Source organism: Rosettibacter primus (genome assembly GCF_036860675.1).
Lineage (GTDB): Bacteria > Bacteroidota > Ignavibacteria > Ignavibacteriales > Melioribacteraceae > Rosettibacter > Rosettibacter primus.
The window spans coordinates 22,501-37,345 of the sequence record NZ_JAYKGK010000006.1; the positions used below are offsets into that span (position 1 = coordinate 22,501).

Annotated in this window: 13 protein-coding genes (1 of these 13 cut by a window edge); 7 read left to right on the plus strand and 6 right to left on the minus strand. The window is 30.1% G+C overall.

Annotation, left to right across the window (positions count from 1 at the left end):
• A protein-coding gene (gene dprA, locus VJY32_RS08835; protein ID WP_353677546.1) for a DNA-processing protein DprA crosses the window boundary here: on the plus strand, positions 1-1,022 show its 3' portion. The gene continues 100 nt to the left of window position 1, outside the view; only the last 1,022 of its 1,122 coding nucleotides appear in the window; its start codon lies off the left edge, out of view; its stop codon occupies positions 1,020-1,022.
• On the opposite strand, the gene VJY32_RS08840 is transcribed toward dprA, so the two are convergent.
• The 6 genes from VJY32_RS08840 to VJY32_RS08865 all read right to left on the minus strand — a co-directional run bounded on the left by VJY32_RS08840 (position 1,019) and on the right by VJY32_RS08865 (position 8,300).
• Entirely contained in the window at positions 1,019-2,314 is a 1,296-nt protein-coding gene (locus VJY32_RS08840; protein WP_353677547.1) for a replication-associated recombination protein A, read from the minus strand. The genes dprA and VJY32_RS08840 overlap by 4 nt on opposite strands.
• A 1-nt stretch (position 2,315) precedes the next feature.
• Positions 2,316-2,603 carry an FtsB family cell division protein gene (locus VJY32_RS08845; protein ID WP_353677548.1) on the minus strand — a complete coding sequence of 96 codons (288 nt, stop codon included), beginning with the start codon at positions 2,601-2,603 and terminating at the stop codon, positions 2,316-2,318.
• The gene (locus VJY32_RS08850; protein ID WP_353677549.1) at positions 2,600-3,604 is read right to left on the minus strand and encodes a D-alanine--D-alanine ligase family protein; all 1,005 of its coding nucleotides are present in this window, start codon (positions 3,602-3,604) and stop codon (positions 2,600-2,602) included. Before VJY32_RS08850 ends, VJY32_RS08845 begins: the two co-directional genes overlap by 4 nt.
• A gap of 188 nt (positions 3,605-3,792) precedes the next feature.
• Entirely contained in the window at positions 3,793-4,821 is a 1,029-nt protein-coding gene (locus tag VJY32_RS08855; RefSeq protein WP_353677550.1) for a Gfo/Idh/MocA family protein, read from the minus strand.
• Entirely contained in the window at positions 4,822-5,775 is a 954-nt protein-coding gene (locus VJY32_RS08860) for a methylenetetrahydrofolate reductase (RefSeq protein ID WP_353677551.1), read from the minus strand.
• 56 nt (positions 5,776-5,831) lie between these two features.
• On the minus strand, positions 5,832-8,300 hold the full coding sequence (locus tag VJY32_RS08865) for a penicillin acylase family protein (RefSeq protein ID WP_353677552.1): 2,469 nt from the start codon (positions 8,298-8,300) through the stop codon (positions 5,832-5,834).
• 117 nt (positions 8,301-8,417) lie between these two features.
• Here VJY32_RS08865 and VJY32_RS08870 point away from each other — a divergent pair, with 117 nt between their 5' ends.
• The 6 genes from VJY32_RS08870 to VJY32_RS08895 all read left to right on the plus strand — a co-directional run bounded on the left by VJY32_RS08870 (position 8,418) and on the right by VJY32_RS08895 (position 14,767).
• Complete coding sequence (locus VJY32_RS08870; protein WP_353677553.1) at positions 8,418-9,704, plus strand: DNA recombination protein RmuC; 1,287 nt, start codon at positions 8,418-8,420, stop codon at positions 9,702-9,704.
• A gap of 100 nt (positions 9,705-9,804) precedes the next feature.
• On the plus strand, positions 9,805-10,515 hold the full coding sequence (locus tag VJY32_RS08875; RefSeq protein WP_353677554.1) for a LiaF transmembrane domain-containing protein: 711 nt from the start codon (positions 9,805-9,807) through the stop codon (positions 10,513-10,515).
• A gap of 8 nt (positions 10,516-10,523) precedes the next feature.
• A complete protein-coding gene (locus VJY32_RS08880) occupies positions 10,524-11,255 on the plus strand; it encodes a LiaF transmembrane domain-containing protein (protein ID WP_353677555.1) in 732 nt (243 codons plus the stop codon).
• A gap of 6 nt (positions 11,256-11,261) precedes the next feature.
• Positions 11,262-12,308 (plus strand): sensor histidine kinase, encoded by a 1,047-nt coding sequence (locus tag VJY32_RS08885; protein ID WP_353677556.1) that lies wholly within the window; start codon positions 11,262-11,264, stop codon positions 12,306-12,308.
• Positions 12,309-12,310: 2 nt separating this feature from the next.
• On the plus strand, positions 12,311-13,063 hold the full coding sequence (locus VJY32_RS08890; protein WP_353677557.1) for a LytR/AlgR family response regulator transcription factor: 753 nt from the start codon (positions 12,311-12,313) through the stop codon (positions 13,061-13,063).
• A 120-nt stretch (positions 13,064-13,183) separates the two neighbouring features.
• Complete coding sequence (locus VJY32_RS08895) at positions 13,184-14,767, plus strand: acetaldehyde dehydrogenase (acetylating) (RefSeq protein ID WP_353677558.1); 1,584 nt, start codon at positions 13,184-13,186, stop codon at positions 14,765-14,767.
• Positions 14,768-14,845: the final 78 nt, after the last annotated feature.

Consider the following 14,845-nt stretch of genomic DNA (forward strand, 5'->3'; position numbering starts at 1 on the left):
CTTTTGATAATATTTTTGAAGCTGATTTATTTTCTCTCCAGAAGGTTGATGGAATAAGCAAAAACTTATCACAAAGATTGCTAAAAGCAAAATCACAATTACAAGAGATATCAGCCAAAATTGAAGAAGAACTAAAAAATCTTTCAAAAATAAATGCAAAAATTATTACTTACTGGGATAATGATTATCCTGATATTCTTAAAAAAATTTATTATCCACCTTTAATACTCTACACTTTAGGAAATTTCTCCGAACATGATAAATATTCACTAGCAGTAGTAGGTACAAGACAACCAACAAATTACGGTAAAATTCAAACTGAGAAAATAGTTAAAGAATTATGCGAAAAAAATATAACTATTGTGAGCGGATTAGCAAGAGGAATTGATTCTATTGCTCATAGAACTGCTCTTAATTGCAATTCAAGAACTATTGCTGTAATTGGTTCAGGGTTAGATATTATTTATCCACCAGAGAATCATAAATTATTTTATGAAATTGCTGAGAAAGGAGTTATAATTTCTGAATATGAACTGGGCACTAAACCAGATGCTCAAAATTTTCCAAGAAGAAACAGGATTATTTCAGGATTAAGTTTAGGAACTCTTGTTGTCGAAACAAAATTAAATGGTGGTGCTATGCAAACAGCTGCATATGCGATAGATCAAAATCGGGAAGTTTTTGCAATCCCTGGTAATATTAATGTAAAACAATCTGAAGGACCCAATGCATTAATCCAGCGAGGGGAAGCAAAATTAATTACAAGTGCTGAAGATATTCTTCTTGAACTTAAATTGAAATTAAAACCAGAGGTAGGGAAAAATATTCCCAAACCCTCGGTTGATTTAACATTATTTGAAGAAAAACTTTTGCAGGTACTTGGAACCGAAGCTAAACATATTGATGAAATTGCAACTTTAACTTCAATGTCAACTTCTGATTGTCTGGTAAATTTATTAACACTCGAATTCAAAGGTTTAATTAAACAGTTACCCGGGAAAATGTTTATGCTTGCTGATTAATATTTCTTTCTATTCTTCCAAATACTTTTCAATCTTTCCTTAATAGTTTTTTCCATTCCATTTTCAGTCGGGAAATAATATTGTTTGTTTTTTATTTCTTCGGGTAAATAATTTTCTTCTACAAAATGATTTTCAAAATTGTGAGGATATTTATAACCTGTACCATAACCAGCTTCTTTCATAAAATTTGTTGGTGCATTTCTTAAGTGAAATGGAACAGGATATTGTGGGAGTGTATTTACATCATGGATTGCATTATCAATAGCAAGATAAGATGCGTTACTTTTGGGAGCAGAAGCTAAATAAGTAGCACATTGAGAAAGAATAATTCTCGCTTCAGGCATACCAATTTTTTCGCAAGCACTAAATGTTGCTTCTGCAAGTACAAGTGCATTTGGCATTGCATTGCCAATGTCTTCTGAAGCTAAAATTACCATTCTTCTGGCAATAAATAGAGGGTCTTCACCTCCTTCAAGCATTCGAGCAAGCCAATAAACTGCAGCATCTGGATCTGAGCCTCGAATGCTTTTTATGAATGCTGATATTAAGTTGTAATGTTCTTCCCCACTTTTATCATAAATGATATTCTTCTTCTGTAAAACATTTTGTATTACTTTTTGAGTAATAACTATTTCATCATTATTAATTTCCTGAATTACAGAAGCCTCTAAAATATTGAGCATAATTCTTGCATCGCCACCAGAAATAAAAATCAAATAATCAGGGTCTTCAATCTTTATTTTAACTGAACTAAGAAATTCATCTTTAACAAGAGCACGATTTAAAATACTTTGCAAATCATTTTTGGTTAGTTCATTCAGTATAAATATCCTAACACGAGACCTTAAAGCGGAAATAATTTCAAAAGATGGATTTTCTGTTGTTGCCCCTATTAAAATAATTTCTCCTTTTTCAACTGAAGAAAGAAGCGCATCCTGTTGTGCCTTGTTGTAGCGATGTATTTCATCAATAAATAAAATTGTTCGTTTACTATAATTTTGATTTTCTTTCGCCTTTTCAATTACATTACGTAAATCTTTCACTCCAGATGAAACAGCATTCAACTGAATAAACTCAGAATTGGTGTTTTCAGCTATTATCTTTGCAAGTGTAGTTTTTCCAGTCCCTGGCGGTCCCCACAAAATTATTGAACTTAATGTGTCATTCTCTATCATTACACGTAAGGGTTTACCAGGACCTACAAGATGATTTTGTCCCTGAAATTCATCAAGGTTCTTTGGTCTAATTCTTTCTGCAAGTGGAACTTGTGGTATGTTAACTTTTTTTGTCAATTTAATATTCTTCTACTTTTAAAACTTTCTCTGTTGGTTTTAACATATGATATTTTTCGCGAGCAACCCTTTCTATCTTTTCTTTACTGGTTTTTAACGAATCAATTTCAAGTTGAAGTATATGTAATTTCATTTCTGCATCATTAATTTCCTGTTCAAGTTTTCGAATTTCTCTTCTATCTTTTATATATTTTAATATTCCATTTTCATTAAACAATAAATACATGAATGCTAATATCAAGAGTGAAAAAAATATAATATTATAAACTTTTCTTTTATCTAATTTCATTTAAGAGCATAATTAATTATTCGTTGAATCAATTCATCAAAACTAATACCTGCAGCTTTTGCCATTTTTGGCAATAAACTTGTGCTTGTCATACCCGGTAATGTATTCACTTCCAGACAATAAGATTTAAAGTCATTCGTCAATCTAAAATCGACTCTTGCATAACTTTCACAACCAATTGAATTAAAAGCCAGCAATGCTTGATGTTGAAGATGTTCAGCAACTTTTTTTGGTATATCTGCAGGCACTTCATATTCTGTCATCCCAGATGTATACTTAGAAGTATAATCATAAAAACCAGATTTTGGTTTAATTTCTAGAACAGGTAAAGGTTGTTGCCCTATTATTCCAACAGTAACTTCTCGTCCTGAAATATATTCTTCGATAAGAACTTTATCGGAGTATTGTTGAGCTAACTCAATTGATTTTTGAACTTCTGCATCCCCACGACAGATTGTAAGTCCAATTGTAGAGCCCTGGTCATTTGGTTTTACAACACATGGATAACCAAAAAACTTTTTGATTTTTTCTCTTATTAAATTATAATCTTTTTCATTCTTTCTGACGATGAACCATTTTGGCGTGTTTACATCATAATGCTGGAACATAATTTTCGACATACATTTATCCATTGATAAAGAACTCGCAAGAATTTTTGAACCTGTATATTTAATCCCTCGCATTTCAAGAAGTGACTGCAAGGTCCCATCTTCTCCCCATTTACCATGAAGTGCGATAAATGCTACATCAACATCATCAAATAATGAAGAATTAATTATTTCAATATAATTCCGTGTTGAAAGTTCAGAATAATTTCCGCTCTCAAAAAATTTATTTTCATCTTCAGGTTGATTAAGACCATAGGCAGGATCTAACACTTTTACTTTATAATTTAACTGACGAAGAGCCTGCAGTATTGATTTTCCTGTAGCTTTGGATACTTCTCTTTCTGGTGAAACTCCACCTAAAAGTAAAGCAATTGTCAGATTCGAATCGCTCATAATTATTTCAATATATTATTGAATAATGAAATTTATAGAACAAAAATATTTACAACTCCAATTTTACTACAACGATAAACATGAATAATGATAATACCATTTATACTTTTTTAATAATATTTTTCATTCATTTTGATAGGTTAATGTTATTAATACATATTTGCCCATCTCAACTGCATTATCTATACCTATGAATTCTCTTGAGAGAAACATTGTCTTTCTATCTCTTCAATTATCAGCATATTTTGAAGTGCATCTTCTCCTGTAACAAGTGGCAACTGTTTTTTAAGGAATGTTTTTTGAACAGAACGAATCATAAAAGTAATTTTATTAATTTTTTTTCTAAATACTTTTTTTGATTCTCCATGAAGTGCAATTGTCAATATTGTGGAGAAATTTTTTTTATCAACTTTACTCTCAAGATTAATAGAACCGTTATAACCTATAATATCAACTCGAATTATTGGTTCTTTTGTATCATAAGAAACATTGAATAAACCATAGCCGTCGTTTTGAAACTTTAATATTGCTGCGGCAAAATCTTCAACTTCACTTTTATAAATTATATTATCGAGATAACCCTTAACTTCGAAAACCTCTCCTCCAAAATATCTCAATAAATCTATCATTTGAGAACCAAGATCTCTAAGAACACCACCTCCGCTTAAACTTTTTTTGAATCTAAAATTTTCAGTTGGTGGATTATCTATATTGTAAGTCACATAAATAGAAATAATTTTACCCAGAATATTTTTTTCTAAAAGTTCTTTTGTTTTTATTATCAAAGGATGAAAACGATGCAGGTGGTCAACTATTAAAAAAACATTATTTTTTTTGCAGGTTTCTATCATTTCTTTTGCTTGTTGCGAATTAAGTGCAATTGGTCTTTCACATAAAATATTTTTACCTGCTTCAGCTGCTTTTAATACCTGCCAGTAATGGTCTGAATTTTTACTTGAAATATAAACCGCATCAATATCACTTTTTAAAAATTCATCATAGTTATCAAATGCAAATGGAGCACCAAATTTATTAGCTATAAATTGTGCACGATTAATATCATGACTGAAAACAGAAACGAGTTTACTTCTTTTAATATTTTGAAATGCGGGAAGGAAGGTATTCTCTGCAAAACTACTGCAACCAGCAATCCCCCATTTTAATCGTTTAGGAATTTTAACTTTAATGCTCAAATTTTTTGTTGCAGGTAATATCATTTAAAAACCTAATTTTTTCATAAGCAAATTAATTGGTTTTGAATTCTGCATAATGTAAAAATGAATAGCTGGAACCTTCTTGTTTATTAATTCTTCAACCTGCTTGTATGCCCAGTTTACGCCAATTTCAAGTGCATGTTCTGGTTTAGCTTTATCGAGTTCTTCAACCAATTCAGCAGGAATATCTATATAAAAATTTTTGGGTAATGTATGAGCATGTGATTTAGAAGTTATTATTTTTAGACCAGGAATAATAGGAACATCAATTCCTTCTTTCCTGCATAAATCTACATAATTAAAATAATCTTTGTTATCAAAGAACATTTGTGTTACTATATAAGAAGCACCAGCATCAATTTTAGCTTTTGTATAACGAATATCAGTAATAAGATTTGGAGCTTCATAATGTTTTTGTGGATAGCCACTTACTCCAATGCAAAAATCCATTGGTTCTGCATCAAGTAATCCTTCTTCAAGATATTTCCCTTGATTGAGATCCTGTATTTGCTTTACTAAATCAATTGCATATTCATTAACACTTCTTCCATATCGAACAGGCTTTTTGAAACCACTATCATCCCCTCTAACTGCGAGAACATTATCTATCTGCAAATAATGAAGCTCAATTAAAAAATCTTCAGTTTCTTCTTTTGTAAATCCCGTGCATAATACATGAGGTACAGCATCAACATTATATTTATTTTGAACAAGAGCACAAATTCCAAGTGTTCCGGGTCGTTTTCTTTTTACTTTCATTTTCATCTCACCACCAGGTGTTTCCTCATAAACAACTTCTGCAGGATGACTAGTTATATCAATAAATGGAGGATTAAATTTTACTATGTCATCCAGAACTTTCAATAATTCTTTAATATCACCTCCTCGTTTAGGGGGTATTATTTCAAAACTGATTAATGTTTCGTTGGCTTTTGCTAAATGTTCTGTAACTTTCATAAAAGTTTACTTTTTTACTTCTAAATTTAACATTTTGTTAGGTAAATAAAAGTTACTTATTCATGCGGTGTTAAGATTAATTTGTAAGGGGCATTTTTGCTGAAAATATTTTCATCCAGAGAAATCTTTATATAATCCCCTTTCAACCACTTTAGAGTCATATCTCTATAATGCTTACTCATTAAATTTCCTGATTGTCCTGTTGGCATTATAAATTCCATATATTCTGGTTTCCCAAAATCAAAAATATATCTCATTGAAGGTCCAAGATTATTTGCAAATGGTTTTTCTTTTAGAACTTTTAATTCATAATTGTTATCGTCGAATAAAGCTGTAAATGAATACTCAGTGTTGAATATTGTTGTTCCATCCCCACCAATGGGAAAGGGGCCAATATCAATTAAATCATTAATAAAAGAAGCAATGCCATGAAATGTGTGCTTAAAAGTCACTTGATGAATTTTTCCCCATTGCCATTTTGAAATATCTTTCCCATATTTTTTTTCAAGAAATATTAGTGCATCAACCAGACTTTTTCTAATAATTTCATTTTTTGATTCAATTTGTTGTGTATGAATATTATCAAACAAATAAGAATTATCACTCTCAAGTAATTCAAGAATTTTTCTGTAAGGAATATTAGCAAGAAAAACATATTCTTTAATCAAATCTTTTCCGAGCTCGTCTTCAAAAATATTTTTAATAAGATAATGAAGAAATGCAGCATAAATTGTAGGCACCTGGCTTTTTTCATTAAATTCATAATCCCAGTTGTTCAAAAGTTCAAGTGAGGTTTTCAAATTTTTTTCTTTCACTTTAACATTTAAAAAAGCATCAAGAATTTGTTTTGTTATTTTTTTTGCATAAGGTGAAATAAAATCAAGTTGATATTTCTTAAAGTCATTAACGGAATGAACATGTTTAGAAGTCAACAGCTCAGTAATTCTTTCAATTCTTGAAGATGGTTCCCAAATATTTGATATATGATACTTAAAATTCTTTACTGTTTTATTATTTGCTGAAGCAATAAAATTTTGTGATGGATTAAAAAGTTTCGGCATTTCTTCATAGGATACATAACCTTTCCAATCATTGGCACTTGTAGTTCCATCATAAATTAATGTTGGACTAATTGAATTTCTTAGTGGTAATTTTGCTGCGCAGATGTAACCAATATTTCCAAATTTATCTGCATAAATAAAATTTTGTCCGGGGGCGGTAAAATATCTTAACGCTTCTTTAAAATCATTCCAATGTTTTGATTTATTAATTAAGATTGAGGCATAAATTTCATCATTAAATTCTAATGCTGTCCATCTCATGCTTAAGTTTGCAAAAATTCTCCCTTCTTTCGGATAAAAAACATTGTAAGGATGAATATCAGAAATTATTGGTCCACGATGAGTCTTTTTAATTTCGAATACATAATTAGATGAATCCTTTACTGCAAATGAATCTTTTTCAACAACTAAATTTTTCCACTGCCCATCTAAAAAATATTTTGTTCCAGTTGAATCAATTTTTTCTACATAGAAATCAGCATCATCAGCCATAACATTTGTCATTGCCCATGCAATATTTTGATTTTTACCAATTACAACTGACGGAATTCCCGGCAGTGTAAACCCTTCCACATTTAAATCTTTACTTCTTATAATTACAAAATACCATTTACCTGGAGCTGAAAATGCAAGATGAGGGTCGTTGGCAATAATAGGTTTTCCTGAAGTAGACATTTTACCATTAACGACCCAGCTGTTTGATCCAATATGAGTCCCTGAAAAGCCAAAAAATTCTCTAAACTTTTTATCTGTTTCAAAAAAATGTTTTGATATTTGTGCAAACTTTTCAATTGATTCAGGAATAATTGTAGGTGCATTTTGCGGGTAATTCGGAATTAATTCTTTCGCTTTTTCTGTACCAAGTTTTTGAACAATATTTGAAAAAGCAACATCTGACCACCAGCTCAAATTTAATTCCCATGCCATTAATTTAGCTATTATTAAACTGTGTTCAGGTTTCCATGGATACGGGTCATATCCCAGCACATCAAATTCAATTTGATATTTCCCTTTTGATTCTTTTATAAATTCATTTACTCCTCTTGTATAAGCATCAAGAATTTTTTTTGCAACTGGATTTAAATACTTATAACTATTAAGAGCATTTTTATAAATCCCTATTGTTCGAAACATTTTATCGAATGCTATAGTCTTTTTTCCAAATATTTCACTTAACCTCCCCTCGCCTGCGCGTCTTGCTATATCCATTTGAAATAATCTTTCCTGCGCATGTACATAGCCAAGAGCAAATGCAGCATCCTCATCATTTTCAGCAATAATCATTGGTACAGCAAAAGAATCTCGATATATTTTTACTGTTGAGGTAATACCTTTAACAATTTTTTTACCATCATATTCAGGCAATGATTTTTTAAGCATATAAAATGAAATAATAAAAAGAAAGAGAACAAAAACAAATAAAGAAGCAGATACGCCAATTAAAACTTTTTTCCATTTCTTCATATTCAACTTCTCTGGTTTACAATTCTAAATTTATAAAATTATTCAATGATGAGTTAACAACATTTCAATTTATTTTTTATTTTGCTTTTGCTAAATATAATTTCATTAGGAGAGATTATGATAGAAATTGCTGTTGCAAGTATAATCATAATTATGATAATAATTTTGTTGATGATTTATTCAATCAATAAAAAAATAATTTCTTTCAATCAAGCAGAAATTAAAACAGAGTTCGAAAGAATTGACAGAGCTTTTAGGGATGAACTTTTTAGAAACCGTGAAGAAATTTCTAAGTCGTTAAAATCACAAAGAGAAGAATTAAGTAATTCAATAAATAATTTTGGAGAACTGCTATCAAACAGACTTTATGAAATTGCAAAGATGCAAAAAGCACAATTAGACATTTTTGCAGACCAGTTATTAAAGTTAACACAATCAAATGAACAAAAATTCGATAAACTTCAAATGCGTGTAGAAGACCAGCTAAAAGAAATTCAAGAAAATAATTCTAAAAAACTTGAGGAAATGCGTCAAACAGTTGATGAAAAGCTTCATGCCACACTTGAAAAAAGACTGGGAGAATCTTTCAAACTTGTAAGTGAGAGATTAGAGCAAGTATACAAAGGTTTAGGCGACATGCAGGAACTTGCAAGAGGAGTAGGCGATTTGAAAAATGTTTTAACTAATGTTAAAACAAGAGGCACGTGGGGTGAAATTCAACTTGAAAATTTAATTGAACAGATACTAACACGAGAACAATATGAAAAAAATGTTATTACAAAAAAAGGGAGTAATGAAAAAGTTGAAGTAGCAATTAAACTTCCAGGAAGAGATTCCTTAAAAACAGAAACAGTGTGGCTTCCTATTGATGCAAAATTCCCAATTGAAGATTATCAAAGATTGCTTGATGCACAGGATGCAGCCAATATTGATGCTATTAACGATGCAGCTAAAGGAATTGAAGCTCGCATAAAATCTGAGGCTAAAAAAATTGCTGAGAAATATCTTGACCCACCCAACACTACAGATTTTGCAATTATGTTTTTGCCAATCGAAGGGTTGTATGCAGAAGTTTTAAGAAGACCTGGGCTTGCTGAATTTATTCAAAGAGAGTATCGGGTTACAATTGCAGGGCCAACAAATCTTGCCGCAATATTAAATAGTTTACAAATGGGATTTAGAACTCTTGCTATAGAAAAAAGGTCGAGTGAAGTTTGGAAAATTTTAAGTTCTGTTAAAACTGAATTTGGAAAATTTGGTGATGTTCTTGAGGCAACTCAAAAGAAATTGCAGGAAGCATCAAACAAAATTGAAGAAGCAACAAAATCCACTCGTAAAATAGAAAGACAGTTAAAAGATGTTCAGGTTCTTCCTCCAAATGAACAAATTAAATTGCTTGAATAAAATTAGATTTATTTACCGATAAATTTCTGCACTTCGCCGATTTTTTCTTTATTCAATAAATTTTACTTCCTAATTTTCTTCAGAAAATTATGGAGAAATTATGGCTTATTATTTAAGAACAAGAATTTTAATTGGTCTAATCCTTATAATCATCGGCTTTCTATTCATTCTAAATAATTACGGAATTGAAATTATTCCTGAAGATTTTCTCACATGGGAATATTTTTTCATCTTTGTTGGAATACTCCTATTTACACTTTCTAAAAATAAAATTGCAGGCAGTATTTTTATAGCTATAGGACTTTTTAATTTAATACCTGAACTTTGGCCTCTAATTTTCGTTGTTATTGGTTTACTAATAATATTTCGAAGAAATAAAATTGGAAGTCATTACTGGAATATTCATAAATATAAAAGTTCATTTATGAGCAGAGAACCATCTGAAGATAAAACAAATAAAGGGAAAGAATTTCTCGAAGAAATATCTGTCTTTGGAGGCAGCACAAAAGTTTTACACACAGATAATTTTCGTGGTGGGAATATAATTTCAATATTCGGAGGTTCTGAAATTAACTTGTCTGATTGCATACTTGCAGAAGGTGAGAATGTACTGGAAATTACAGCAATATTTGGAGGTGCATCTTTAATTATTCCATCAAACTGGAAAGTCGAAATAGATGTATTGCCTATTTTTGGAGGTTTTGGGGACAAAAGAATAAAAACCCCTGACATTAAATATGAAGAAGGTAAAGTTCTTTTAATACGAGGTTTTGTTTTATTCGGCGGCGGCGAAATTAAAAATACTTTATAGAGGATAACATGGAACGACATAATTCAAGACTGTGGCTTGGTTTAATTTTTATAATTATTGGAGCTTTATTACTAATTGATAATCTTGGCTTCTTTTATTTTGGCTTTCGTCATTTAATATTTTCATGGCATACTATTTTTATAATAATTGGTATTATACTTTTAACGAAATCAAGAAACAGTACCCCGGGAATGATTTTCTTAGTAATTGGTCTGTATGGACTTTTTAATCACATTTTCAGACCATTTTTTAATTTCACATTTCGAGATTTATTCCCGTTAATTATAATTATCATTGGCTTGTATTTTATATTAAAAAGAAATGAAACAAAAAATGTTCATCAAAAAAATTTTAGACAACAACCTATTGATTCAGATAGTTTTCAAGAAATAAACAGTGATTATCTTGATGAAACTTATATTCTAACTCATTGCAATAAAAAAATTAAAACGAAAAACTTTAAGGGCGGAAGACTAACAATTATAGCTTCTGCAGTAAACATAAATCTCGTTGATTCTAATTTATCATCCGGCGAAAATATTCTTGAGATAACATGTCTTGCAGGAGGCTTCTCAATTTTAATTCCTAAAAACTGGAAAGTTATTACTAATGTAACAACAATATTTGGAGGATTAGACACAAAACAATACATAGTTGATAACTCCTTACCATTTGAAGAAGGATTATTAATTATAAAAGGCACAATATTCTTTGGCGGCGGTGAAATTAAAAGTGTGTAATAGTTTATGATTAATCCATTTATTAAAAACAAAAGACTGCTTTTAATTTATCTAATAATCTGGTTCTCAATTTTTTTACTGCACACAGTTATTCTTAATTGGTTCTTATCAATAAACTTGTATTCAGCTTTTATTGATAGTTTAATATTCAACTTGCTCTATTTATTTCTTGGTTTGAGTGTATGGTATACAGTAAACTTCAATTCACTTGACATTTATTCGATTTCAAAAATATTTATAAACCATATAGCCTCTGCTTTGATTATATCAGGTTTCTGGATTCTTATAGGATTTTATGTTACAAAAAATATTTTAGTAGATGACAATTTTTATCTCGTTTTTTTAAACAAATCACTTCTCTGGCGATTCATTATCGGCATAATGTATTATTCAATTCTTGTAGCAATTGACTATGTAATAATTTATTACAATAATTTTCAAGAAAAATTATTAAAAGAAGCAGAGCTCAAAACATTAATAAAAGAAGCAGAGCTTAAATCACTAAAGTATCAAATCAACCCACATTTTATTTTTAATTGTCTTAATTCAATAAGTGCATTAACTATCAGCAATCCATCCAAAGCTCAGGAAATGACAATTAAGTTATCAACTTTTTTAAGAAATACTCTTTCAAAAAATGAACATCAAAAAAATAAATTATCAGAAGAAATAAGTTATTCAAAACTTTATCTTGATATTGAAAAAATTAGATTTGGCGATAAATTTGATTTTATTGAAGAAGTTGAACAGGAATGTTATAATGTTGAAATTCCGAGCATGATTCTGCAGCCACTTTTTGAAAATGCAATTAAACATGGTGTTTATGAATCATTAGAAAAAGTTACTATAAAACTTAAGTGTAAGAAAATAAATGAATATTTAAAGATTATTGTTGAGAATAATTTTGATCCTGACTCTGTTCCAAAAAAAGGTGAAGGAATAGGATTAAAAAATATTCAAAACAGATTGAAATTAATTTATAATCAAGACAATCTTCTGAAAGCAGAAAAATCAAATAATAAATTTAGTGTAAACATATTCATCCCGGTTTAATTATGAATGAAATTATAAAAACAATAATAATTGATGACGAAAAATTAGCAAGAGATATTATCAAAACATATTTAGAAAAGTATGATAATATTCAAATTGTAGCTGAATGTTCGAATGGCTTCGAAGCTCTTAAGGAAATTAATGAACTTAAACCAGATATTATTTTTCTTGATATTCAAATGCCAAAAATATCAGGGTTTGAAATGCTAGAACTGCTTGAAGACCCTCCAATAATTATTTTTACAACTGCATTCGATAACTATGCAATTAAAGCATTTGAAGTTAGTGCAGTTGATTATCTTTTAAAACCATTTTCCGAAGAAAGATTTGATGATGCTTTAAAAAAAGCTATGAATTTAATTAAGAACAAAGATAATTCAATTAAAAAATTAGAATCACTTGCAAGAGCATTAGATGATAAAAAAGAATATTTAGAACGTATTGTAGTTAAACAAAATCAAAAAATAACAATTATCCCGGTTGACGAAATAAAATATATAGAAGCTCAGGACGATTATGTAATGCTTTACACCAGCAAAGGGAACTACCTCAAAGAAAAAACAATGAAATATTACGAAGAAAATTTAGACCCTAAAAATTTCATTAGAATACATCGTTCTTATATTGTAAAAATATCAAATATCAAACAAATAGATTTATTAGAAAAAGACTCTTACAAAATTATTTTAACTGATGGCACACATCTTCCAGTAAGCAAAAGTGGTTATCAAAAAATTACAAAACTGTTTAATTAAAATTTATTTACAAACTTGATATACATTAATATGTTTAAGCTATAATATTTTCCAGCTCATTTTTTCAAATTGAAGTTTGCATATGTTCTCTGTATTTTTAGTTAAAAATTTGAGAACAAAATGAACTTTGACAAAGATCTCCAATCAATCCAGGAAGCTCGCAACTTAGCTTCTCAAGCTAAAGAAGCACAACTCGAATTCAAGCATTTCAATCAAGAGCAGGTTGATAAAGTTATTAAAGCAATGGCTGAAGCTGGATTTAATGAAGCTGAAAGGCTTGCAAGATTAGCACACGAAGAAACAGGCTTTGGAAAAATTTCAGATAAAATTCTAAAGAATCAATTCGCAACACGAGATGTGTATGAATCAATAAAAAATTTAAGAACCGTTGGGGTTATTGATGTTCAAAGAAACGGGAAAATTATTAAAATAGCTGAACCGATGGGTGTGGTTGCAGCATTAATTCCGTCAACAAATCCTACATCCACTGCAATGTTTAAAGCGCTTATCTCGCTGAAGTGCAGAAACGGAATTGTAGCAAGCCCGCATCCTAAAGCAATTAATTGCACAATAGAAGCATTAAAAATATTATCAGATGCAGCTGAAAAAGCAGGCGCACCCAAAGGATTAATTCAATGTATGACAATTCCTACACTTGAAGGAACAGAAGCATTAATGAAAGACAAAAATATTTCTGTAATTTTAGCTACAGGAAGCACTCCAATGGTTCAAGCTGCTTATAGCTCAGGTAAACCAGCTTATGGAGTTGGTCCTGGTAATGTTCCTGCATTTATTGAAAGAACAGCAAATATTAAAAAAGCAGTTGCTGATATTGTTTACGGTACTACTTTTGATAATGGTGTACTTTGCTCTTCAGAACAAGCAATGATTGTAGATAGACCAATTAAAGAAAAAGTGATTCAAGAAGCTAAAAAATTGGGTTGTTATTTCTTAAACCCCGATGAAAAAAAGAAATTGGAAGATAGAGTTGCAAAGGGTGCCAGATTAAATCCAGAAATTGTTGGGAAAACTGCCAAATGGATTGCTGATTACAGCGGATTTTCTGTTCCTGACAATACAACAGTTCTAATTGCTGAATGCTTCAAAGTAGGAAAAGAAGAACCATTATCAATTGAGAAACTTTCACCAATTCTTGCCTTTTATACTGTTGATGGCTGGCTTGAAGGTTGTCATCGTTGTATCGAATTACTCGAATTTGGAGGAATAGGACACACATTAGCTATTCATTCAAATGATAAAGAAATAATTATGAAATTTGCTCTCGAAAAACCTGCTTTTAGGATTGTAGTTAACACACCTTCGTCACTTGGAGCTGTGGGATATACTACAGGTTTAATTCCTTCAATGACATTGGGACCAGGTACATGGGGAGGTTCAATTGTTTCTGAAAATGTTACTGCTTATCATTTAATTAATATCAAAACATTAGCCTTTGAAATTAGAGCAATTAATGAAGGAAGCGCTGTAAACTCTTTTGATATTCCTCAATTTACATCAAGAAAAGTTGAAAAAAGTTCACCTGGAAATTTTACAAAAATAATTGAAGAAAGATTGAGAGCTCGAGCAGGTAATCCACAGATAAATCCTGTTGGTAATGTAAGTAGAAAATCAGATACACAAAATTTAGGAGCTGGAATTACTGAGGAAGAAGTTAAGAAAATAATTAAGGAATTTAAGCTATAGAAAAAAATTAAATGTAGTTTTTATAAATATTACTCTTTATGCAAAATCACATTTATAATAACTGGAATATCAAAAAAG

What these genes read in the sequence shown, in the direction of transcription:
- VJY32_RS08845 (WP_353677548.1), bottom strand. Translation starts at nt 2,603, where the DNA reads ATGAAATTAGATAAAAGAAAAGTTTATAATATTATATTTTTTTCACTC.
- VJY32_RS08890 (WP_353677557.1), top strand. Translation starts at nt 12,311, where the DNA reads ATGAATGAAATTATAAAAACAATAATAATTGATGACGAAAAATTAGCA.
- VJY32_RS08895 (WP_353677558.1), top strand. Translation starts at nt 13,184, where the DNA reads ATGAACTTTGACAAAGATCTCCAATCAATCCAGGAAGCTCGCAACTTA.
- VJY32_RS08865 (WP_353677552.1), bottom strand. Translation starts at nt 8,300, where the DNA reads ATGAAGAAATGGAAAAAAGTTTTAATTGGCGTATCTGCTTCTTTATTT.
- VJY32_RS08860 (WP_353677551.1), bottom strand. Translation starts at nt 5,775, where the DNA reads ATGAAAGTTACAGAACATTTAGCAAAAGCCAACGAAACATTAATCAGT.
- VJY32_RS08855 (WP_353677550.1), bottom strand. Translation starts at nt 4,821, where the DNA reads ATGATATTACCTGCAACAAAAAATTTGAGCATTAAAGTTAAAATTCCT.
- VJY32_RS08885 (WP_353677556.1), top strand. Translation starts at nt 11,262, where the DNA reads ATGATTAATCCATTTATTAAAAACAAAAGACTGCTTTTAATTTATCTA.
- VJY32_RS08880 (WP_353677555.1), top strand. Translation starts at nt 10,524, where the DNA reads ATGGAACGACATAATTCAAGACTGTGGCTTGGTTTAATTTTTATAATT.
- VJY32_RS08870 (WP_353677553.1), top strand. Translation starts at nt 8,418, where the DNA reads ATGATAGAAATTGCTGTTGCAAGTATAATCATAATTATGATAATAATT.
- VJY32_RS08850 (WP_353677549.1), bottom strand. Translation starts at nt 3,604, where the DNA reads ATGAGCGATTCGAATCTGACAATTGCTTTACTTTTAGGTGGAGTTTCA.
- VJY32_RS08875 (WP_353677554.1), top strand. Translation starts at nt 9,805, where the DNA reads ATGGCTTATTATTTAAGAACAAGAATTTTAATTGGTCTAATCCTTATA.